Source organism: Achromobacter sp. 18P8.1.1 (genome assembly GCF_057799415.1).
Window position 1 is genome coordinate 17,920 of record NZ_JBYOKH010000055.1, and the last position, 22,888, is coordinate 40,807.

Genomic DNA, 22,888 nt, shown 5'->3' on the forward strand with positions numbered 1-22,888 from the left:
GAGGTGTTTCGTGAATTGTCCTGGCCCTTGCGCGCGCCCCGCCGCGCTCGACCTTGCCGCCCCTGTGGCGCTGCCCCTTTCTTCCCCCCGCCGCTGGACGCGCCGGCTGGCCTTGCCGGCTGCCTTGGCGATAGCGGTGGCCCTGTCCGCCTGCGGCCGCAAGGAAGCGCCTGCTCCCGCGCCGCGGCCGGTGGTCGCCATGCCGGCCAAAGCCGACGAGCGCCTGCCGGCCTGGACCTTGCCGGGCGAGGTGCAGGCGCGCTACAGCACGCCGCTGTCGTTCCGCGTAGGCGGCAAGATCATCGAACGCCAGGTCAGGCTGGGTGACAGCGTCACCCCGGGCCAGATCGTGGCCAAGCTGGACCCCGCCGATGCGACCAAGAACGCGGCCGCCGCGAAAGCCCAGTTGTCGGCCGCCCAGCATCAGCTGGACTATGCGCGCCAGCAGCTGGACCGCGACCGCGCCCAGGCGCGCGAAAACCTGATCGCCGCGAACCAGCTTGAGCAGACCCGCAACGCCTACGCTTCGGCGCTGGCGCAGCGCGACCAGGCCGCGCAGCAGGCGGCGCTGTCGGCCGACCAGCTGAAATACACCACCCTGCAGGCCGACCACGCGGGCGTCATCACCGCCGAACAGGCCGACACCGGCCAGAACGTGGCGGCGGGGACGCCGGTCTACCAATTGGCGTGGTCCGGCGACATCGACGCGATCTGCGACGTGCCCGAAAGCGTGCTGGCGGGGCTTGCCGTAGGCCAACGCGCCCACGTCACGCTGGGCCCGCTGCCCGGCAAGACCTTTGCTGCCATCTTGCGCGAAATTGCGCCGGCCGCCGATCCGCAAAGCCGCACCTACCGCGTCAAGCTCACGCTGGAATCGCCCTCGCCGGACGTCCGGCTGGGCATGACCGCCAACATCAGCTTCGACAACCGCGGTTCGGACAGCCAGGCCACCTACACGGTGCCGGCCACCGCGCTGTTCCATGACGGCAAGGAGCCCGCCGTCTGGGTCGTCAAGCCGCAGGAAGACACGCTGGAGCTGCGCCGCGTGCAGGTGCTGCGTTACGACGCCCGCACCGTCACGCTGGCAGGCGGTGTAAAGGCCGGCGAACGCCTGGTCTGGCAAGGCGTGCACACGGTATCAGCCGGCGAAAAAGTGCGCGCCGTGCCGCCGCTGCATCCTGAGGACTTCGCGTCATGAGCGCGCCGGATCGGGAGCCTGGCCACAGCCACGAAGAAGGCAAGTTCAACCTGTCGGCCTGGGCGTTGCGCCACCAGCCGCTGGTGATCTTCATCATTACGCTGGTGACGCTGTTCGGCGTGCTGTCGTATTCCAAGCTGGCGCAGTCGGAAGATCCGCCCTTCACGTTCCGCGTGATGGTCATCAAGACCCTGTGGCCGGGCGCGACCGCGCAGCAGGTGCAGGAACAGGTCACCGACCGCATCGGCAAGAAGCTCCAGGAGACCCCCAACACGGACTTCCTGCGCAGCTACTCTCGCCCCGGCGAATCGCTGATCTTCTACACCATGAAGGACTCGGCGCCCGCCAGTACCGTGGCCGACCAGTGGTACCAGATCCGCAAGAAAGTCGGCGACATCCAGGCCACGCTGCCCCAGGGCGTGCAGGGCCCGTTCTTCAACGACGAGTTCGGCGACGTCTACACCAATATCTACACCCTGCACGGCGACGGCTTCTCGCCGGCGCAACTGCATGACTATGCGGACAAGCTGCGCACGGTGCTGCTACGCGTGCCCGGGGTGGCCAAGGTGGACTACTTTGCCGACCAGGCCGAGCACGTCTACATCGAAATCTCCAACACGCAGCTGACCCGGCTGGGCGTCTCGCCGCAGCAGATCGCCCAGGCGATCAATACGCAGAACGCGGTGGCCAGCGCCGGCACCTTGACGACCGCCGACGACCGCATCTTCGTGCGCCCCACCGGCCAGTTCGAGAACAGCCGCGCGCTGGCGGACACGCTGATCCGGGTGAACGGAAAATCCATCCGGCTGGGCGACATCGCCACGATCCATCGCGGCTACGACGACCCGCCCGTCGAACAGATGCGTGCTGGCGGCGCCCCGGTGCTGGGCATCGGCATCACCATGCAGCCCGGGCAGGACGTGGTGCGCCTGGGCAAATCGCTGGGCACGACCTTCGAGAAACTGAAGGCCCAGTTGCCCGCCGGCCTGACCTTGACCGAAGTGTCCAGCATGCCGCAGGCGGTCTCGCACTCCGTCGACGACTTCCTGCGGTCCGTGGCCGAAGCCGTCGCCATCGTGCTGATCGTGAGCCTGGTGTCGCTCGGGCTGCGCACGGGCATGGTGGTGGTGATCTCGATTCCGGTGGTGCTGGCGGTCACGGCCCTGTTCATGGACGTGTTCGGCATCGGCCTGCACAAGGTGTCGCTGGGCACGCTGGTGCTGGCGCTGGGCCTGCTGGTGGACGACGCCATCATCGCCGTGGAAATGATGTCGGTGAAGCTGGAGCAAGGCTGGAGCCGCGCCCGCGCGGCGGCCTACGCCTACACCAGCACCGCCTTCCCCATGCTGACCGGCACGCTTGTCACCGTAGCGGGCTTTTTGCCCATTGCGCTGGCCAAGTCCAGCACCGGCGAGTACACGCGGTCGATCTTCCAGGTGTCGGCCATTGCGCTGATCACGTCCTGGTTCGCCGCGGTGGTGCTGATCCCGCTGCTGGGTTACCGGCTGCTGCCCGAGCGCAAGCGCGAAGCGCATCTGCCCCACGATCACGAACACGACATCTACAACACCCGCTTCTATCAGCGCCTGCGCGGCTGGGTGGCGTGGTGCGTGGACCGCCGCTATTGGGTGCTGGCCGGCACCGTGCTGATCTTCGTCGTGTCGATGGCGGGGTTCAAGCTGGTGCCGCAGCAGTTCTTCCCAAGCTCGGACCGCACCGAATTGCTGGTGGACGTGCGCTTGCAGGAAGGCGCGTCGTTCGCCGCCACGCTACGTCAGGTGGAGCGCTTGGAAAAGGCTTTGGACGGCCGGCCCGAGATCGACCATTCGGTCAGCTTCGTGGGTACCGGCGCGCCGCGCTTCTACCTGCCGCTGGACCAGCAACTGGCCACGCCCAACTTCGCCCAGCTGGTCATCACCGCGCATTCGGTGGAAGACCGCGAAAAGCTGGCGCAATGGCTGGCGCCGATGCTGCGCGAGGAATTCCCCGCCATCCGCACCCGCCTGTCGCGCCTGGAGAACGGGCCGCCCGTGGGCTATCAGGTGCAGTTCCGCGTCAGCGGCGACAAGATCTCCGACGTGCGGGCCGTGGCCGAAAAAGTCGCCACCGAAGTCCGCGCCGACAACCGCTCGGTGAATGTGCAGTTCGACTGGGACGAACCCTCCGAACGCTCGGTGCGCTTCGAGATCGACCAGCAGAAGGCGCGCGAGCTGGGCATCAGTTCAAGCGACATTTCCGACTTCCTGGCCATGACGCTGTCGGGCTACAACGTGACGCAATACCGCGAGCGCGACAAGCTGATCACCGTCAGCCTGCGTGCGCCGCGCGACGAACGCGTGGACCCCGGCCGCCTGGCCACGCTGGCGATGCCCACGCCCAACGGCCCGGTGCCGCTGGGCAGCCTTGGGCACGTCCGCTACGACCTTGAGTACGGTGTCATCTGGGAACGCGACCGCCAGCCCACCATCACGGTGCAAGCGGACGTGACCAGCGGATCGCAGGGCATCGACGTCACGCATGCCATCGACAAGAAGCTGGACGCCATCCGGGCCGAACTGCCGGTCGGCTACCGCATCGAAGTGGGCGGCCCGGTCGAGGAAAGCGCCAAGGGCCAGTCGTCCATCAACGCGCAGATGCCGCTGATGGCGGTGGCCGTGCTGACGCTTCTGATGGTGCAGCTGCAGAGCTTTGCGCGGGTGCTGATGGTGGTGCTGACGGCGCCGCTGGGCCTGATCGGCGTGGTCGCGGCGCTGCTGCTGTTCGGCAAGCCCTTCGGCTTCGTCGCCATGCTGGGCGTGATCGCGATGTTCGGCATCATCATGCGCAACTCGGTGATCCTGGTGGACCAGATCGAGCAGGACATCCTGAACGGCCACAAACGGGTGGACGCGATCGTCGGCGCCACGGCGCGGCGTTTCCGCCCCATCGTGCTGACGGCCGCGGCAGCCGTGCTGGCCTTGATCCCGCTGTTGCGCAGCAACTTCTTCGGCCCCATGGCGACGGCGTTGATGGGTGGCATCACCAGCGCCACGGTGCTGACGCTGTTCTTCCTGCCCGCGCTGTATGCGGCCTGGTTCCGCGTGCGCCACGACGAACGCGACGAACCGGAAGACGTACCGCCCGGCGCCAACGCCGCCGATACGCTGTAACGAGGAATCTGACGATGAAGACCCTTTCCCTCCGGCTGGCCAAGCTGCCGCTCGCGCTGCCGCTGATCGCGGCGCTGGGCGCCTGCGCCTTCGCCCCGGACAGCAAGCCGCCCGCGGTGGCGTCGCCCGCGCAGTACGGCGTGCAAACCGTGCCGCCTGCCGGCGCCCCCGCCCAGGGCGTGGCGCAACGTTTCGAGCAGGGCGCGCGTCCCGTGCCCGAATGGTGGAAGCGCTACGGTTCCAGCGCGCTGGATGCGCTGGTGCAAGAAGGCCTGGCCAACAGTCCCAACCTGGCCGCTGCGGAACGCAATCTGGCCGGCGCACGCGAGCAACTGCGCGCGCAGGTCAATTCGTCGCTGCTACCGTCCGTGGACGCAGGCGGGAACGCCAAACGCAACCGCGCGCTGACCATGCCGAATCTGGCCGAGCCCACGGCGCTCTACAACGTCTTCACCGGACAGATCCAGGCTACCTACGATCTGGACCTGTTCGGCGCCGCGCGCTTCGCCAACGCGTCGCTGGCGGCGCAAGTGGAGCAACAGGCGTTCCAGCTGGAGTCCGCGCGGCGCTCGCTGGCGGGCAATATCGTCACTGGCGCCATCACGTCCGCGTCGCTGGCCGAGCGCGTGGCGCTGACGGAAAAGCAGGTGGTGCTGCTGCGCCAGGTGGCCCGCGATACGCAGCGCCGCTACGAATTGGGATCCGCTTCGCAGAACGATGCGCTGGACGCCGACCAGGACGCTGCCACGCTGGAGGCGTCGCTGCCCGGACTGCGGGCGCAATGGCATGCCACGCGCCACGCCTTGGCCGTCCTGCTGGGCCGCAGCCCCGATCAGGCCCCGGACGATCTGGCGTTCAGCACGCTGGCGGTGCCCGCGCAGGTGCCGGTGGTGGTGCCGTCTGAACTGCTGGCGTCGCGCCCGGATGTGCTGGTGGCCGACGCGGTGGTGCAGGCCGCCGCGGCCGATGTGGGCGTCGCCACCGCGCAGCTGTTCCCCAGCCTGTCGCTGTCCGCGTCCATGGGCAAAGGCGGCTTCAGCTGGCCGACCGCGCTGTCGGGCGCCGGGTCGATCTGGGCAATCGGCGCGTCGCTGACGCAGCCCATCTTCCACGGCGGCGCGCTGCTGGCCGAACGGCGCGCCGCCCAGGAGCGCTACCAGGCGGCCGTGCTGCAGTACAAGCAGACCGTGCTGACCGCGTTCCAGGACGTGGCCGATACCTTGTCGCGCCTGGATGCCGACGGGCAGGCGCTGGCTTCGGCGGAAGCGTCGCGGCGGGCAGCCGAGCAGTCCTACCGCAATACGGCCAGCCGCGTGCGGCTGGGCGCGCTGGCGCCTTATACGGAATACGCGGCGCAACAGCATTACGTGGCGGCGCGGCTGCGCGAACTGGAATACGCGAACGCCCGCTTGACTGAAACCGCGGCGTTGTTCCAGGCCATGGGTTCGCCCGCGCGGGCTCCGGAGACCGCTGCCCGGCAGCCCTGAGGCGACCTGAGTCCGGCGGGATTGAGACAGGCCTCGGCGCTTACGGCGCAGGGGCCTGTTCTTTCATGCGCGCCGCCAACGCCAGCGACTCAATGCGGCGGGCCGCGGATTGCAGCAGCGCCGTCGTCTTGTCCTGCGCGATCGTGTTCAGCCGCGTCGCCAGGAAGGTGACGGTCAGCGCGCCGAAGATGCGGCGGTCTTCCTGGAACACCGGCACTGCGATGCCCGCCCGCTCGGGTGAGATTTCCCCCACGCCCAGGTAAGCGCCCTGCACGCGGATTGTGTCCAGCCGCGCCGTGAATTCACCCAAGGTATCGCCCAGGCCCAGTGCACGGACTTCGTCCGTGTGCGCCTCGTACAGCTTGCGCTGGTCCTTGCGCGGCAGGAACGCCACGATGGTCTTGGCCGTGGCGCCGCGGAACAAGGGATGCGCGCGGCCGCGGCCATGGGCAATGCCCAATTCGTCGGGGCCGCGTTCGTGATGGATGTTCAGGATGCGCAAGCCGTGGATCACGCTAAGCAGCACGTCGCCGCCGACTTGATCGACCACCTCGCGCATGATCGGCCGCGCCACGGCCAGCACCGGATCGCCATCGATGATCAGGTGGTCCAGTTCGATGATGCGCGGCCCCAGCTTGTAGCCGCCGCCCGTCATGCGCAGCAGGTAACCCAGGTCGGACAGATCGCGGATGTAGCGGTAGCCCGTGGGCGCCGAATACGCCAGGCGGGAAATGATGTCCTCGGCCGTGAGCACCGGAGTGTCTAGGCTGAAGAGATCAAGAATCGCCAGGGCTCGCTTCAGGGTGGACATGGGGGACGTGGGAACTGGGGGCAAGGGACGACGCGGGACCGGCGCAGCGTATCACAGCGTCCGGCTGCAGGGCATGACGTCATGAAGACAGGCTATCGGCATCTCGATTGCGACCAAACCCGGGCTATCGTCTTTCTAGTTTTTATCATTTATAGATAAATACTAATTGGTAAGAATGAATTTTTATCGAATAATGATATTTAACTAGAAGCAGGACCCAAGGGGAAAATCATGAAGCAGTCATGCAGCAATGACGTACCGCAAGGCGGCATGAGCCGCCGGCAATTCCTGACGGCATCCGCCGCCGCGCTGGCCGGTGCGGCGATCGTCCGCCCCGGGCAAGCCTGGGCGGCGGACTATCCGGCGGGGCGCGCGATCCAGTTCATCGTGCCGTTTCCCGCCGGCGGCGGCACCGACCTGGTGGCCCGGCCGCTGGCGCAGGGCATCGGCGAAGCGCTCAAGCAAAGCGTGGTGGTCATCAACAAAGGCGGGGCGGCGGGCAACATCGGCACCCAGCAGGCGGCGCGCTCGGCACCCGACGGCTACACGATCGCCCTGGGCTCCACCGGCACGCACACCGTGAACCAGAGCCTGTACCAGAACATCGGCTATGACCCGGTCAAGGACTTCGAGCCCGTGTCGATGGTCTGCTATTACAACAACGTGCTGGTCGTGCACCCGTCGTTTCCGGCGCGCACGCTGCAAGAGCTGGTCGCCCTGATCAAGGCGAATCCGGGCAAGTACTTCTACGGCATCACGCAAAACGGCAGTTCAGCCCATCTGGCCATGGAGCTGCTGAAGGCCACGGCGGGACTGGACCTGCCTGGCGTGCCGTACAAGGGCGCCGCAGCGGCGGTCAACGACTTCCTGGGCGGGCAGTTCCCCATCCTGATGGACGTCGTGATCAACCAGCAGCAGTTCATCCACGGCGGCAAGTCGCGCCCGCTGGCGGTGACGTCCGCGCAGCGCGCACAGGCGTTGCCCGATGTGCCCACCGTGGCCGAATCCGGCTTCCCCGGCTATCAAGCCATCGGCTGGAACGGCATCTTCGTGCCGGCCGGCACGCCCGCCGCCATCGTCAAGACGCTGAACGGCGCGGTGCAAAGCGCGCTCAAGCAGCCGGCGCTGGCGCAACTGACGCAAAACGGGTTGGAGCTGCATGGCGGCACGCCCGAAGAACTGGGCCGCTTCGTTGCCAGCGAAAGCGAGAAGTGGCGCACCCTGATTAAAAACGCCGACATCAAGGCCACCTGATGCAACGAATTCCTTACGGCGCCGCCATCCGCGCCGACGACAACCCCTGGCTGCCGCTGGACCACGAACTGCGCGCCCAAGGCTTGCGGGCCGCAGGCGCCCCGCCGGTGCGCGCCGTGGTCTGCGTCACCGTGCACGTGGACGGCCCCGCCGTCGAAGTCGGCCGCAAGCAGTTTCCGGCGGGCCCTTACACCGCGGGCCGCTACGCGATCCGGCGCGGCGTGCCCCGGCACCTGGAGATCCTGGCGCGGCACCGCATGCCCGCCACCTTCTTCGCGTGCGGATACGACGTCGAACACTACCCCGCCACCTTCCACGCCATCCTGGCCGCCGGCCACGAAATTGCCGCGCACGGCTATCTGCACGAAGCCTGGGACCTGGGCGACGAAGAACCCGCGCTGCTGGCCAAGACCCACCGGATCATCCAGCAGGAGCTGGGCGTGACGCCAGTGGGCTGGTGTTCGCCGTCGGGGCGCAAAAGCCATCGCACCCTGCCCGCGCTTCGCGAGTTGGGCTATTGCTACGACGCCAGCGAAAAGGACCAGGACCGGCCCTACCTGGCCGATGGCGACGACGGCTTCATCATGCTGCCCAACAACACCGTGTCGCTGGACGACTACCCCTTCTACTTCTCGGGCCACAGCCTGGCCGCCGAGGCCTGCGACAACTGGGTCCAGGAGTTCGAGGCGCTGCGCCAGGCGGAAGGCTATGTGCACCTGACCGTGCACCCCAAGGCGGCCGGCGGTTCCGGCACGCCCGCCCGCGCGGCGGCCCTGGACCGCTTCCTGGGCCACGTCGCCGCGCAACCGGACGTGCACGTCATGACGCTGGAAGCGCTGGCCCGCCACTGCCTTGCCCACCCCGACAACTGGAGACGCGCATGACCGCCCCCAAGACCGTGCTGGTCACCCTGAACGTGCAAGGCATCGGTCCCGAAGCCGCGACCCAGCCCGAAACCGCGCTGCACGGCCGTGACGCCCATGGCCGCTACACCTATGGCGGCGGCCTGGCCCGCGTGCTGGACATGCTGCGCCGCCAAGGCATCCGCGCCACGCTGTTCTGGTCGATCTTCGAAGCCGAACGCTGCCGCGACCTGCTCGAACAGAGCCTGCGCGACGGCCACGAGGCGGCCTCCCAGGGCAACGCCTTTGAAGACCTGAGCACCCTCGGCGACCGCGAGGCCGAGGTGCTGGAACGCGCCCGCGACCGCCTTACCCAGTTGACGGGCATCGCGCCGCAAGGCTTCCGCTACACCAGCAGCGCATTTTCAGCGCGCACCGTGCCGCTCCTGCACCAATTGGGCTACCGCTATGACAGCAGCGCGATCGATGACGACGCGCCCTATGCGCTGGACGCCGACGGCGGCGCAGGCATGGTCGAACTGCCCTGGAGCGAAGGCCTGTGCGACGCCACCCATTTCAGCCGCCGCGTCACCCAGGACCGCGCCTACGCGCACTGGGTGGAACAGGGCGACGCGTTGCTGGCCGCCGACGGCTACGCCTGCCTGACCCTGCATCCGCGCGCTGACAACGGCGTGGGCCGGGCGGCGCGGCTGCAGAAAGTGGAGCAATTGCTGGAACGCTTCCGGGCGGCCGGGGCCGAGTTCACAACTGGCGGCGACCTGGCGGCGCGTGCGTTACCGGCAGGCTAGGCTCGTCATTGGGTAAACCCTGAGCAATATTGGCGCCAAAATAAGCTAACATTTTTGCAATTTCGATTTCCCTCCGACTACACGGCGCGCGTCGCCGCTTACCGTCCATGACCCAGATCACCCAATTCCCCTTCGTATCGGTTTCCGGCACGCCCGAAGCCCGTGGCCGCTCCTATGGCCAGCAAGCCGCCGACCGCGTGCGCAAAAGCGCGGCCATGTACGGCCAGACGCTGGTCGACCTGGGCTACGACGCCATGGCGCGCACCCAGCTCATCGCTCACTTCGCCCGTGAAATCGAGGACTTCGCCCCGCATTACCTCGAAGAAATGCGCGGCATCGCCGCGGGTGCGGACGTGCCGTTCGAAGACATCGTGATGGTGAACGCCCGCACCGAAGTCGTCGCCAAGGCACGTGCCGAAAAGAAGAAAGCCGCCGAACTGGAACCTGGCGACGGCTGCACGGGCGCCCTGATCCTGCCCACGCGCTCAGCCAACGGCAACCTGATCCATGGCCAGAACTGGGACTGGCGCGCCGAATGCGCCGAAACCGCCATCGTGCTGCGCGTGCGCAACGACAACGGCCCGGACATCCTGACTTTCGTGGAAGCCGGCGGCCTGGCCCGTAGCGGCCTGAACAGCGCCGGCGTGTCCATCACCGCCAACTACCTGGAATCCGACCGCGACTTCCGCCAACTGGGCGTGCCGCTGTCGCTGATCCGCCGCAAGGTGCTGGAACAACAGCATTTCGCGCTGGCCATCAAGGCCGTCGCCACCACGCCCAAGTCGTGCTCGAACAACATCATGATCGGCATGGCCGCGGGCTTTGGCGTCGACTACGAATGCACCACCGATGAAGCCTTCCCGATCTACCCGGGCGCCGACGACCTGATCGTGCACGCCAATCATTGGGTCAGCGAAGTGGCGCTGGGCAAGCTGCGCGACACCGGCCGCGCCAGCACGCCGGAAAGCGCCTACCGCGACTGGCGCGTGCGCCGCCTGCTGAACGAGAAGACCCAGCTGACGCGCGAAGACCTGAAGCACGCCCTGTTCGACGACTTCGGTTCGCCCTATTCCGTTTGCCGCCCGCCGCGCCCCGGCAGTCACGACAACCTGTCGGCCACGGTCGCCATGGTCGTCATGGAACCCGCCGCCGGCCTGATGGAAGTGGCGCCGCTGCCTGCGCTGAACCGCACGTTCACCCGCTACAGCCTGACCGCAGAACCCGAACTGCTGGCCGCCGCCTGACCGGCAATGCGCCCGCGCAACCCGAGGAAATATCAATGAAGAACCATTGTTTGCGCGCCGCGGTTGCGCTGGCGCTGGCCACCCTGGCCGGCACGGCCGCCGCACAGTCGGCGCCGCCGCTGCGCATTTCGCTGACGGCCGACATCCGCTCGACCGAACCCGGCGTCAACCGCGACAGCAACAGCGACGCCGTCGTGCTGCACATCGTGGAAGGCCTGGTTGCCTATGGCGAAGACGCCGAAGTGCGGCCGCTGCTGGCCAAGTCGGTCGACATCAGTCCGGACGGCAAGACCTATACGTTCAAGCTGCGCGACGGCATCAAGTTCCATAACGGCAAGCCGATGACCTCGGCCGACGTGCTGTGGACCTGGCAGCACTACACCGCCGCCAATTCCGGCTGGCGTTGCGCCAGCGAGTTCGACGGCCGCGGCACGGTGAAGGTCACCGGCGTGGAAGCGCCCGACGCGCAGACTGTCGTCTACCACCTGGAGAAACCCACCAGCCTGTTCCTCGCGTCGCTGGCCCGCACCGATTGCGGCGGCACCGGCATCCTGTCCAAGGATTCCGTCGGGGCGGACGGCGCGTGGATCAAGCCCATCGGCACCGGCCCGTTCGAACTGGCCGAATGGAAGCGCGGCGAGTACATCCGCCTGACCAAGTTCGCGGGCTATTCGAACCTGGACGGCAAGCGCGACGGCTACACCGGTTCGAAGCGTCCGTTGGTGGACGAAGTGCGCTTCATGATCGTGCCGGACGACTCCACGGCCAAGGCCGCCTTGCAGCGCGGCAACATCGACATCATCGAAGACGTGTCCAACAACGACGTGCCGGTGCTGCAAGGCACCCCGAACGTGAAGGTGGCCTACGCCCCGGTGATGAGCATGACGGCGCTGCTGCTGCAGACCAAGGACCCGGTACTGTCCAGCCCGAAGATGCGCCAGGCCCTGGCCCACGCCATCGATTACAAGCAATTGGCCGCAGCCGTTACGGAAGGCCTGGCCCAGCCCAACAATTCCATCGTGCCGCTGGTCTCGCCCTACCATGACGCGGTCCAGAAGAAAGGCTGGGATTACGATCCGGCCGCGGCGCAGAAGCTGTTGAAGGAAGCGGGCTACAAGGGCCAGGAACTGTCGATCCTGACGACCAAGCGTTACCCGCAGTCGTATAACTCGGCGGTGATCGTGCAGGCGATGTTGCAGTCGGTGGGCATCAATGCGCAGTTGTCGGTGGTGGAGTGGGCAACGCAGCTTGACCGCTACAACGCAGGCACCTACCAGATGATGACGTTCCCGTATTCCGCGCGCCTGGATGCGGCGCTGAACTACGAGATGGTGACGGGCGACAAGGCCAAGCAACCGCGCAAGGTCTGGGACAACCCGGAGGCCGCGAAGCTGGTGGAAGCGGCGTCGGTAGATACGGACCATGCCAAGCGGCAGGCGGCGTTCGACCAACTGCATCAGCTGTTCCTGGCGGATGTGCCGAGCATTCCGCTCTATAACGGGCTGGATATCGGGGCTTATCGGAGCAGCATCAAGGGGTACCAACCTTGGGCGGTGAAGAAGCCGCGTGCTTGGGAAGTGGAGCGGGTTGCTCAGTAAGCGCTGTAAACGTGGTGAGGTAGGCCGCCCATCGGCGCAGCCATCCTGATGGCGCGCGCCCACGATTGCGGTCCGGAGCCTTCGCTCCGGACTGCCCCTTTGTCATCTTCGTTGCGGCCTGCGGCCGCTGCCTTCAGATTCCCTCGGGCGCATCGAGGTTGCGCGCCATCAGGATGACTGCACCGACGGGCTACCCGCGTCTTGGCTCGAGGCGCTGCTAGACCCGTGTTGGTGGAGAGTCTTGCGTCGCCCGCCGAATTGCGGCCGCGCGGGCGGCCACAATCGGCATACATGGTTGTGGGCGTCGTGGCGGTGTCTATGCGCCAATTCCGCCCCCCCCCCTTTTCTGGCGTATTTCCTCCTTCCTCTTCGACTCCGGTCTCTGATCGGGGCATTTCCGTTTCTCGTTTTTTGCCCTTCGCCTGCGCAGGCGCGTTCGGCCCCTATACTCGGGATACTACTGGTATCCCACTGGGATACCAATGAAGTACCGTTCAGCATCGCATGGCCGCGACCCGGTTTTTCTGGTGGCGGCGCCGCTTCTATTTCTGCAACACGCCATGAACGCTACGCAACGCACCTATCAAACATTGCTGGACCAAATCGTTTCGCGCCGGATTCCGGCTGGTGAGGTGCTGGAGGAGCGCCGCCTGGCGGATGAGCTGGATGTGTCGCGCACGCCGTTGCGCGCCGCGATGAATCGGTTGCTGGGCGAAGGCATGCTGGAGCGCCTGTCCAACGGGTCGATCGTGGTGCGGTCGTTCGGTGTGACGGATCTGCTGGAACTGCTGCAGATCCGTAGCCTCTTGGAAAGCGAGGCGGCGGCGATGGCGACGGGGCGTATTCCGGCCGAGCCGCTGGAAGGACTGCGCACGCGTCTCCAGGCCTTGCTGAATGCCCAGACGCCTGACGAAAAGTCGGATTGGGAGGTCGACAACGCCCTGCATGATCTGGTGGCCGCCTATTGCGGCAACCGGAACCTGGCGTCGATGATCACCGCGACCCGCCGGCAGGTGCGGATGTGCGACGTTGAACGCTTGCCGCAGCGGCAGGTGCAAGCCCGGGAAGAACACCTGGCAATCGTGCAGGGGTTGTTGTCCGGCGATTCGGCGCGCGCGCGCCAGGCGATGGTCGCCCATTTGGAGAGCGTGCGCCGCAGCTACGTCAACTCGCTGGGATACCTGACCCATGGCGCGTGACGTGATGCATTCCCCCTCCATCGTGCACGCGCGGCCGCTTACCGCCGACGCGTTCGCGCCTTATGGCGAGGTGGTTGCGCACCAGGGTGCGGAACGCCGCCACTTCCTGACGGAGCCGATGCGGCACGGGCCGCAGGCCACACGGCAGGCCTGCTGGGTCAGCCGCGTGAATGCGCGGCCGGCCGGTCCGGTCGTGATCGAACTGATGGAGCGGCATCCGCATGCGGCCCAGACCTTCGTTCCCTTGACGGCGACGCCTTACCTTGTCGTGGTCGCGCCAACCGGGGCCGATGGCTTGCCGGATATGGCGCGGCTGGAGGCCTTTCTGGCTTCCGGCAGCCAGGGCGTGTGCTATCGCGTCGGCACCTGGCATCACGGCCTGACCGTGCTGGGCGGGCCGGCGGAATTCCTTGTCTTGATGGGCCAGACCGGCCGCGATGACGACGATGAATTCTGGCAGGCGCCGGCCCCACATGCCGTCGTTTCCCTTCCCGGTTGATTCCTCTCAGGTGGCTTGTCCGTCATGAACTTCGATCCTCCCCACTTGCGCCGCGATTTCATCGGCTATGGCGCAAATCCTCCCGATCCCCAATGGCCCGGCGGCGCGCGTCTGGCGCTGAACCTGTGCATCAACTATGAGGAAGGCGGCGAGCCTTCAGTGCCGGACGGCGACCCGGAATCCGAGACCGGGTTGACCGAAGGCGGCGCGGGCGGCTTCACCGGCCGTGATCTGGCCGCCGAGTCGATGTTCGAGTACGGCAGCCGCATCGGCTTCTGGCGAGTGCATCGGATGCTGCAATCGCGCGGCATGACCGCGACCGTGTTGGGTTGCGGCCTGGCGCTGGAACGCAATCCCGAGGTCTGCGAGGCGATCAAGGCCGCGGGATATGACGTCTGTGCGCACGGCTGGCGCTGGGAACGGCACCAGACTCTGACACTGGAAGAAGAGCGCGAGCGCATCCGCCGCACGGTGCAATCCATTACCCGCTCGGTGGGCTCCCGACCGCTGGGCTGGTATTGCCGCTACGGCCCCAGCCTGAACACCCGCGCGCTGCTCGTGGAGGAAGGCGGGTTTCTGTATGACTCCGACACCTACAACGACGAACTGCCCTACTGGACGCAAGTCGGCGACAAGCCGCATCTGCTTGTGCCGTACGGTCTGGCCAACAACGACGCCAAGTTCATCCGAGGCGGCATGGCCACGGGACAGGACTTGTTCGAGTACCTGCGCGACGCCTTCGACGTGCTTTACGAGGAAGGGTCGGCGGCCCCCAAGATGATGTCCGTGGGGCTGCACCTGCGCCTGGTCGGCCAGCCCGGCCGCGCGGCAGGGTTGGCGCGATTCCTGGACCACGTGGCCGCCCATCGCGATGTGTGGGTGTGCCGCCGCGAGGATATCGCCCGCCACTGGCACGCCTGCCATCCGTACGCCCAGGACGCGCTGCGCTGATTCGTTTTCTGCAATGACCACGTTTTCTCTTTCAGGAGAGCAGTATGTCGAAGTACAGGAAATTCAATCGCCGCGGCGCGATGACCACGGCGCTGGCTGCGTTACTGGCGCTGGGCCTGGGGACGGCCGCGCAAGCGCAACCCTATCCGAACAAGCCCATCCGCATCGTTGTGCCCTTCCCGCCCGGCGGCGCGGCTGACACGCTGGCGCGCGCCCTGTCACAACAACTGAACGACACGCTCGGCAAGCAGGTCATCGTCGAGAACCGGGCAGGCGCGGGCGGCACTATCGGGACCAACGCGGTGGCCAGGGCCGAGCCGGACGGCTACACGCTGCTGCTGGGCAACGTATCGACGCTGGCGATCGCGCCCAGCCTGTACCCGAACCTGAACTATGACCCGGTCAAGGACTTCCAGCCGATCACCCTCGTCGGCAAGAGCCCGCTAGTCTTCGCCATCAACCCGGCCCTGCCCGCGAAGAATCTGCCCGAACTCATTGCCCTGGCCGCGAAAGAGCCCGGCAAGCTGACGTTCGGCTCTTCGGGCGCCGGCAGCATCACCCATCTGACGGGCGAAGTCCTCAACCTGGCCACGGGCGGCAAACTGGTGCACGTGCCCTACAAGGGGAGTTCGCCGGTGCTGCTGGCCGTGGCCTCGGGTGAACTGAGCATGGGCGTCACCCAGGTCGTGGAAATGCTGCCCCAGTACAAGGCGGGCCGGGTCGCCGCCGCGGCAGTGACGGGAACCGAGAAGTCGCCCGCGCTGCCCGACGTCTCGACGGCGAGGTCGCAGGGCGTGAAAGGACTGGAAGCGACCACCTGGTACAGCCTGATGGCGCCCGCCGGCGTGCCGGCAGCCGTCATTGAGCGCTTGCAACCCGCGCTGCAGCAGGTGCTGACCAACCCGGACCTGCGCAAGCGCTACGCCGACGAAGGCCTGATCCTGGCGCCCTCCACGCCTGCGGAACTAGGCGCCTTCCTGGGCAAGGAAGTCCAGGATTGGGCTGCCGTCATCAAGCAGGCGGGCGTGAAGCTCGATTAACGCCCCTGGCGGGTCAGGGGCTCGGGTAGGGCACGAGGGGCAATTGCTGTATTGAGAACGATTTGCAATAATGCACGCCCCTTTGTCCCCAATGGCCCCTATCCCGTGTCCTCCCGACGCCCGCCCCTGCCCGGATGGCTGGCCCATTACGCTGAGCTCGTCAGTGCGTGGGCACGGCGCAAGCATGATGCCGATGAGGGGCAGGATGCCGCGCAGAATGCGGCGCTGAGCCTGTTGCAGGCCGCGCAGCCCGATCTGCTTCGGGATCCCGCTGCTTACCTGCGGCGCAGCATCCGCAATGGCATGACGGCACGCTATCGCGACAAGGTCTCGGTCCATAGCGTGGCCTGGCAGGATTTGGCGGAACACGAGCACCCTGCCGCCGCGGAAGTCGAATCGAACACGCGGGCAGCCCAGTTGTCCGACGCCTTGCAGCAAGCGCTGGAAGAACTGCCCCTGCCTTGCCAGCAGGTCTTTGCCTGGCATCGGCTGGAAGGCCGGACCATGGGCGAGATCGCGCAGCGCATGGACCTGTCGGTCAGCATGGTGGAAAAGCATATGGCCCGCTGCATGCGCCATCTGCACGTCAGGTTGAAGCAGCATGCCCCTTGAGCCCCTGTATAGTCTTCGGCTTCCCAAGACGGCATCAACCCGCGCGCCCATGACGGATCCCTCTCAACCCGATTCCAGCGACCTTGCCTCGCAAGCGGCGGCGGACTGGTTCGCGCGTGTGCGGTCGGGTGGGATGACGCCCGCCCAGCAGGCGGAATTCGAGGTGTGGCGAGAGGCGAATCCCACCCACGCCGCCGCCTACGCCGAGATGGAAGCCGTCTGGCAGGCCACAGCCCAGTTCGACGCCGAGCGCTTGCGCCGCGTGCTGCCGTCGCGCCGCCCGTTGAATATCGCCCGCCGGCGCCTGGCGTTCGGACTGGGGCTGAGCGCGGCCGCGATCGCCGGGGTCAGCTGGAATCTGTGGCCATCCGACCCGATCCTGCAAGAACAGGTCATCACGACCCGTGCGGGCGAAAGGCGCCAGGTGCTGCTGGCGGACGGAACCATGCTCGAGATCAACACGGCCACCCGCGCGCGTGTGCGGCTTTACGCGGACCGTCGGATGGTGGACATGGATTCGGGCGAAATCATGTTCTCGGTGACGCCGGACGCGCAGCGGCCGTTCCTGATCGACGCGGGTCAGACGCACGTCCGCGTGACCGGCACCCGGTTCAACGTCCGCCGCGATGGCGATGCGACGTCCGTCGCCGTCGAATCCGGATCGGTTGCCGTGACGACGGGAAGCTGGTGGCGACGGCAAGCCGTCAACCTGACCGCCGGCCAAGGCGTACGCAAGCCCGCGGGCCAAGCACTGTCGGACATCGAATCCGTCGACGTACAGGCGCTGACCGCCTGGCGCCAGGGAAAGATCGTCGTCGCCAATGCGCCGCTGGCGGAAGTCACCAGCGAAATGAACCGATATCTGGCGCAACCCATCCTGCTGGCCGATGCGCGCCTGGGACGGCTACGAATTGCAGGCGTCTTCAGCGTCGACGACCCCAGCGCCTTCCTGAACGCCTTGCCGTCGATGGTTCCCGTCGAGGTCTTGCGGGGCAGCGACGGCGGCATCGTCATCCGTGCGCGCTGAGCCGCCCGGCGGCGCGAGTATATACATTTAGTTGCAATTAACCTGCGCTTTCCATTACGGACTTTTGCGCGTTTTCCACTCTGGACAGTAGCGGTTGCGCGGCGGGATTCCCGCCGCCTTCCAAAGCACCTTTGGCCAAAGGAAAACCGGCGCATCGCGCCTGCACGCCTCGTCATGGAAAAGAAGGATCGTGAGCATCGACATTTCGCGCCAGCGTAAGCCAGCGCTTTCCCGCCCCGCCGCCTGGCGCACCTGGATCGGCGCTTGCGGCCTGGCTGCAAGCCTGGGCACCCTGCCCGCCCCCAGCACCGCGCAGGCCCAACCTGCCGCTGTCCGGATCGACATCCCAGCCCAATCGCTGAACCAGGCGCTGCTGCAGCTCGGCCAGCAGGCGCCTATCGAAATCTATTTCGTGCCTGACCTGGTGGCCGGGCTGAACGCCCGCCAGGTCAGCGGGACCATGACGCCGGAACAAGCGCTGGACCAACTGCTGCAGGGCACGGGCATCCGCTACGTGCGCGACGGGGGCAGCATCACGCTGACCTCGGCGCCCGGTCCGGTGCAGCTCGCGCCGGTCACCGTGACGGGCGCCTACGATGCCACATCCGAAAACACCAATTCTTATGCCGCCCAGGCCGTTACCCTGGGCAAGACCGCCGAATCACTGCGCGAAACGCCGCAATCCGTCACGGTCATTACCTCTCGCCAGATCGAAGACCGCGGCATGACGACGCTGGCGGACGCGATGAGCGCGGCGACCGGCATCACCGTGGTCCCCGACGAATACGTCACGGGCGGCAAGTATTTTTCGCGCGGGTTCCAGATCACGGACATCCGGGTGGATGGCGGCGCGGTCGCGGCGCTGGGCAAGAACGATTTCATCGCGGACCCGGATCTGGTCAAGTACGACCGCATCGAAGTGTTGCGGGGCGCGGACGGCCTGTATTCCGGCGCGGGCGAACCCGGCGGCACCATCAATCTGGTGCGCAAGCGGCCACTGGAAGGATTCCAGGCCAAGGGTAGCGTGTCGGCCGGCAGTTGGGACAACTATCGCGCCGTCGCGGACCTGAGCAGCCCGCTGGTGGAGAACGGCAAGCTGCGCGGGCGCATCGTGGCGGCGGCCGACACCAAGCGCTACTTCTACGACACCGCCACATCGGCCGGCCAGACGTTCTACGGCGTGCTGGAGGCCGACGTCGCCCCGCGCACCACGGTCATGCTGGGCGCCAGCTACGACAAGCGACGCGAAACGCCCTGGTACTACGGTTTGCCGCGCTACAACACCGGCGAGGACATCGGCTTCACCCGCAGCACCAGCCTGGCAACCGACTGGAGCGCCAAGCACCATGAGGCCTGGGACATCTTCGGCGACGTGAAGCACACGTTTGCCAACGGCTGGAAATTCTCATTATCGGCCACGCATTCCGCCCAGCACTACAACGACAAGTACGGCTACCTGAGCGGCGCCGTCGATCCGGCAACCGGCGACGGCATGGCTTACAGCGGCGCCTATTTCCGCTCGGCCGGCTACCAGAACCAACTGGACGCCAACCTGGCCGGCAGCTTTGACCTGCTGGGACGCTCGCACGATTTCATCATCGGCGCCGACTACAGCAAGCACAAGGCACACGCCAAGCGCACGGAGCTTGCCGGCGGCGGCCCCGTCAACCTGGCGGACCTGTCGCAGGCGTATTGGCCTGAACCCGAGACGCCTGACTTCGGCGTTGGCACGTCCTACATCGACTTCCCGTATTACGGTGAAGAGCGCTCTGGCGCCTATGCCCGGTTGCGTCTGTCGCTGGCCGATCCGCTGCACGTCATCGGCGGGCTGCGGATCAGCAACTACAAGCAGTTCCTGGAACGCTCGGGCATGGCCGACGACGGCACCGCCAACTGGACCGAGCGCTACAACTTCAAGGACAACGACGTCATCACGCCGTTCGGCGCGGTCACGTACGACCTGAACGAGGCCTGGACTACCTACGTGAGCTATGCCGAGATCTACAAGCCGCAGGCGGGATACCTGTCGGGCCCGCAGCCCGGCAGGCCGCTGGACCCGATCACCGGCCGCACCTATGAATGGGGCGTGAAGGGATCGCACATGGGCGGCAAGCTCAACACGTCGGCCGCGCTCTATTACACCGAGCGCAATGGCGAGGCCGCACCCGACGGCCGCTATCCCACCGACTCCAACCCCGACGACGGCAGCGCCTGCTGCTACATCGCGCAGGGCAAGGTGGTCAGCCGCGGCATCGACCTCGAAGCCAGCGGCGAACTGGCGCCCGGATGGCAGCTGTACGCGGGCTATACCTTCAACCACAACAAGGACCGCCAGGGCGACCAGCGCTACGCCAAGAACACGCCGGCGCATCTGTTCAAGCTGTGGTCCACCTACCGGTTGCCGGGGCAGTACAGCAAGTGGATGGTGGGCGGTGGCGTGGCCGTGCAAAGCAAGAGCTCGGTCAGCGGCCAGGAATGGGTGCAGTCGGGCGGGGAATGGAGCCAGGCGGGCTACACGACCCGCCAGGGCGGCTACACGGTCGCCAACGCGCTGGTGCAGTACGACATCAGCAAATCCATGAGCGCCACGCTGAACGTCAACAACCTGTTCGACAAGCGCTACTACTCGGGCCTGGGCTCCAACAGCAAGAACAACTACTACGGCACGCCGCGCAACGTCATGCTGACGATGCGCGCCACGTTCTGAACGCACTGGGCCCCGGGGCGGTATCGCCACGGGGCCCAGTGTGCAAGACGGCGCCCGCGCAGGCGCGCCGCCTTAGTTCGCGATCTTGGTTTCCCAAACGCGCGGCTTGCCTTCCCAGACCGAGAAGCCTTCAACGCGCTTGTTGACCGCCCAGGCGTCCGCCCCGTTGTACAGCATCAGCATCGGGGTCTGTTCCAGCATCAGGGCGTGCAGCTGGTCGAACAGGGCCTGGCGCTTGGCCGGGTCGGATTCCAGGAAGCTCTCGTCGATCAGCTTCTGCGCCGCGGGGTCATCCCAGACCTTGCGGGGCTGCTTTTCCTTGTCGCCGGCGAACTGCTCGAAGCTCAGCGACGGATCCAGGCGCGACGAGAACGAGAACGAGCTGACCTGGTACTTGCCGGTGTTGTAGCGGTCCAGCTGCGTGGCCCATTCCAGCACCTCGATCTTGGCGTTCAGGCCGACCGACTGCATCATGGCCTGCGCGATCACGGCGACCTGATAGCTGGGCACGTGGGCGCGCTTGTTGGCGTAGATGACGATGGGTTCGCCCTTGTAGCCCGCTTCCTTCAGCAACTGCTGCGCGCGCGCCGGGTCGTACTTGTAGCTGCGCTTTTCCGCTTCCTTGTAGTAGGCCGAGCCGGCGTAGACCGCCGAGTTGTTCAGTTGGCCCAGGCCTTCGGAGGCGGCGGCGACCACTTGCGGAATGTCCAGCGAAGCGGCGATCGCCTGGCGCACCTTCACGTTCTTCAGCACCGGGTCCTGCGTCTGGAACAGCAGCACGTGCTTGACGGCGTCGTGCGGGCTGAAGACGGTGAGGTTCTTGGCGCTCTTCAATTCGCCCACGTCGGTATTGGTGATCTGGCTGGCGTCGATGGCGCCGGACATCAGGCCGGCCTTGGACGTCGACGGGTCCGGCACCACCAGGAACTTCACCTCGTCCACCAGCGGGCGCTTGGAACCGACGTAGCCGTCCGGCTTGTCGCCTTCGGGCGAGACATAGTCCTTGAACGCGGACAGCAGGGTGTATTCGCCGCGCTTCCAATCCTTGAACATGTAGGGTCCGGTGCCCACGGGCTTGATCCACGACCCGTCCGCCGCCACCGAATCCTTGGAGATGATGGCGGTCATGCCGCAGTCGGTGCGCGCCAGCGAATCCAGGAATACCGCCGACTTGCGGTCGACCTTCATCACGACGGTCTTCGCATCGGGCGCGGACACGTCCGTCACCTTCAGGCCGTTGCGGCCGTCGAAGTCACTGCGGCAGCGCCAGTCCGTCTTGGGATCCATGTAGCGCTGCCAGTTCCAGATCACGTCCGCCGAGGTCAGCGTGGCGCCGTTGTGGAACTTGACGCCGTCGCGCAGCGTGAAGGTGTAGGTCAGGCCGTCTGGCGACAAGTCGACCGACTTGGCCAGCAGCGGGCCGACCGTGCCGTTCTCGCGGTAGCCGACCAGGCCTTCGACGATGTTCAGCACCACGCCGTCGGTGGTGTTGTCGCGGTTGACGCCGGGGTTGGTCGAGCGGATGTCGGCCGGTTGCGCCACGGTGAGCACTGCGGCGTGGACCGGCACGGCGGCAAGCGCCAGGGAGAGCGCAAGCGCCCGCGGAACGAAATGGTGGTGCATGGAAAAGACTCCCCGGCGTGCGGCGCAGATTTCACGCATATATTGGCGCCAAAATAATCTGCTAATTATGGCGACTCTGCCAAGGGCCGCCATCGGGGGTATCCCTGAAACGGCTGCGCAAAAACACCGCGGCGGCTCCCTTTTCAGGAAGCCGCCGCATGGGGGAAACGCAAACCGGTCAGGAAGCTCGCGTCAGGAAATATCCTGGCCCACGTGCTGGGCGATGATTTTCTGCAGTTGCTTGACGTCGCGGGCCTCCAGCGCATCGACCATATCGAAGTGCTCGCGCGCCGAGATCTCGATGCGTGACCGGGTCACCCATTCCTTGGCGGGCGCCGCGGGGCCTCGCGCGCGGGTTTCCTGGATCAGCGCGGCCAGTTCACGGTTGCTGCACAGGTCGTACATCCCCGCGTGGAACGCCAGGTTGACCTCGTACTGCTCCAGCAAGGTGCCGTCGTGCAGCAGCTTGGCGAAGCGTTCGGCCAGGGTGCGCAAGGCGCGGACCTTGGCGGCCGTGACGTTGGGCATCAGGTCGGCGGCCGCCCCCGTTTCCAGCAAGACGCGGATGTCGCGGATCTGCAGATGCTGGTCCGGATCCATCGCGTACACGTGGTAACCCCGGTTCGGGATGTGCGCGATCAGCCGCTTGGCGGCCAATTGGTCTAACGCCCGCCGGACGTCCAGACGCTTGGCGTCATAGCGTTCTTGCAGGTCGATCTGTTTCAACCAGGCGCCGGGACCATACATACCCGACTGAATATCATGGGCAATACGGTCAACCAGGCCGGGTTGCGTCGCTGCCGCTTTCGGCATGGACCACTCCCGTCAATCAATTCCA

18 protein-coding genes are annotated in these 22,888 nt (G+C 66.4%); 15 read left to right on the forward strand and 3 right to left on the reverse strand.

From position 1 onward, the window contains the following. Positions 1 to 64 precede the first annotated feature (64 nt). Genes AC27VE_RS25930 through AC27VE_RS25940 form a run of 3 tightly spaced genes read left to right on the forward strand, consistent with a single transcriptional unit; the run spans position 65 to position 5,834 of the window. Positions 65 to 1,198, forward strand: a complete 1,134-nt coding sequence (locus AC27VE_RS25930) for an efflux RND transporter periplasmic adaptor subunit (RefSeq protein WP_488705381.1) — start codon at positions 65 to 67, stop codon at positions 1,196 to 1,198. Then, the gene (locus AC27VE_RS25935) at positions 1,195 to 4,347 is read left to right on the forward strand and encodes an efflux RND transporter permease subunit (RefSeq protein ID WP_488705382.1); all 3,153 of its coding nucleotides are present in this window, start codon (positions 1,195 to 1,197) and stop codon (positions 4,345 to 4,347) included. Before AC27VE_RS25930 ends, AC27VE_RS25935 begins: the two co-directional genes overlap by 4 nt. 14 nt (positions 4,348 to 4,361) lie before the next feature. Beyond that, positions 4,362 to 5,834 (forward strand): efflux transporter outer membrane subunit, encoded by a 1,473-nt coding sequence (locus tag AC27VE_RS25940; protein ID WP_488705383.1) that lies wholly within the window; start codon positions 4,362 to 4,364, stop codon positions 5,832 to 5,834. 40 nt (positions 5,835 to 5,874) lie between these two features. Here AC27VE_RS25940 and AC27VE_RS25945 read toward each other — a convergent pair whose 3' ends face one another. Continuing rightward, positions 5,875 to 6,645 (reverse strand): IclR family transcriptional regulator, encoded by a 771-nt coding sequence (locus tag AC27VE_RS25945; protein ID WP_088587917.1) that lies wholly within the window; start codon positions 6,643 to 6,645, stop codon positions 5,875 to 5,877. Between the two features lie 231 nt (positions 6,646 to 6,876). Between AC27VE_RS25945 and AC27VE_RS25950 the strand changes: the two genes are divergently transcribed. The 12 genes from AC27VE_RS25950 (at position 6,877) to AC27VE_RS26005 (ending at position 20,427) form a co-directional block, all read left to right on the forward strand. Further along, positions 6,877 to 7,899: a Bug family tripartite tricarboxylate transporter substrate binding protein gene (locus tag AC27VE_RS25950; protein WP_488705384.1), complete on the forward strand. Its 1,023-nt coding sequence runs from the start codon at positions 6,877 to 6,879 to the stop codon at positions 7,897 to 7,899. Further along, positions 7,899 to 8,783 carry a polysaccharide deacetylase family protein gene (locus AC27VE_RS25955; protein ID WP_424626707.1) on the forward strand — a complete coding sequence of 295 codons (885 nt, stop codon included), beginning with the start codon at positions 7,899 to 7,901 and terminating at the stop codon, positions 8,781 to 8,783. Before AC27VE_RS25950 ends, AC27VE_RS25955 begins: the two co-directional genes overlap by 1 nt. Next, positions 8,780 to 9,550: a polysaccharide deacetylase family protein gene (locus AC27VE_RS25960; RefSeq protein WP_488705385.1), complete on the forward strand. Its 771-nt coding sequence runs from the start codon at positions 8,780 to 8,782 to the stop codon at positions 9,548 to 9,550. Before AC27VE_RS25955 ends, AC27VE_RS25960 begins: the two co-directional genes overlap by 4 nt. A gap of 107 nt (positions 9,551 to 9,657) precedes the next feature. Beyond that, entirely contained in the window at positions 9,658 to 10,794 is a 1,137-nt protein-coding gene (locus tag AC27VE_RS25965) for a C45 family autoproteolytic acyltransferase/hydrolase (protein ID WP_006223724.1), read from the forward strand. Between the two features lie 35 nt (positions 10,795 to 10,829). Beyond that, the gene (locus AC27VE_RS25970) at positions 10,830 to 12,392 is read left to right on the forward strand and encodes an ABC transporter substrate-binding protein (RefSeq protein WP_006223723.1); all 1,563 of its coding nucleotides are present in this window, start codon (positions 10,830 to 10,832) and stop codon (positions 12,390 to 12,392) included. Positions 12,393 to 12,952: 560 nt separating this feature from the next. Continuing rightward, positions 12,953 to 13,591 (forward strand): GntR family transcriptional regulator, encoded by a 639-nt coding sequence (locus AC27VE_RS25975; RefSeq protein WP_488705386.1) that lies wholly within the window; start codon positions 12,953 to 12,955, stop codon positions 13,589 to 13,591. 4 nt (positions 13,592 to 13,595) lie between these two features. Beyond that, entirely contained in the window at positions 13,596 to 14,090 is a 495-nt protein-coding gene (locus AC27VE_RS25980) for an ureidoglycolate lyase (protein ID WP_488705387.1), read from the forward strand. A 24-nt stretch (positions 14,091 to 14,114) separates the two neighbouring features. After that, positions 14,115 to 15,041 (forward strand): allantoinase PuuE, encoded by a 927-nt coding sequence (locus AC27VE_RS25985; RefSeq protein WP_488705388.1) that lies wholly within the window; start codon positions 14,115 to 14,117, stop codon positions 15,039 to 15,041. 44 nt (positions 15,042 to 15,085) lie between these two features. Then, positions 15,086 to 16,081: a Bug family tripartite tricarboxylate transporter substrate binding protein gene (locus AC27VE_RS25990; protein ID WP_488705389.1), complete on the forward strand. Its 996-nt coding sequence runs from the start codon at positions 15,086 to 15,088 to the stop codon at positions 16,079 to 16,081. Between the two features lie 105 nt (positions 16,082 to 16,186). Continuing rightward, positions 16,187 to 16,693, forward strand: a complete 507-nt coding sequence (locus AC27VE_RS25995; RefSeq protein WP_427955544.1) for an RNA polymerase sigma factor — start codon at positions 16,187 to 16,189, stop codon at positions 16,691 to 16,693. A gap of 49 nt (positions 16,694 to 16,742) precedes the next feature. Next, complete coding sequence (locus tag AC27VE_RS26000) at positions 16,743 to 17,720, forward strand: FecR family protein (protein WP_488705390.1); 978 nt, start codon at positions 16,743 to 16,745, stop codon at positions 17,718 to 17,720. Between the two features lie 190 nt (positions 17,721 to 17,910). Further along, positions 17,911 to 20,427, forward strand: coding sequence for a TonB-dependent siderophore receptor (locus AC27VE_RS26005; protein WP_488705391.1), 2,517 nt, complete (start codon positions 17,911 to 17,913; stop codon positions 20,425 to 20,427). Between the two features lie 72 nt (positions 20,428 to 20,499). Here the strand turns inward: AC27VE_RS26005 and AC27VE_RS26010 are convergent, their stop codons facing one another. Next, entirely contained in the window at positions 20,500 to 22,050 is a 1,551-nt protein-coding gene (locus tag AC27VE_RS26010) for an ABC transporter substrate-binding protein (protein WP_006223715.1), read from the reverse strand. A 192-nt stretch (positions 22,051 to 22,242) separates the two neighbouring features. After that, positions 22,243 to 22,863, reverse strand: a complete 621-nt coding sequence (locus AC27VE_RS26015; protein WP_006223714.1) for a GntR family transcriptional regulator — start codon at positions 22,861 to 22,863, stop codon at positions 22,243 to 22,245. Positions 22,864 to 22,888 lie beyond the last annotated feature (25 nt).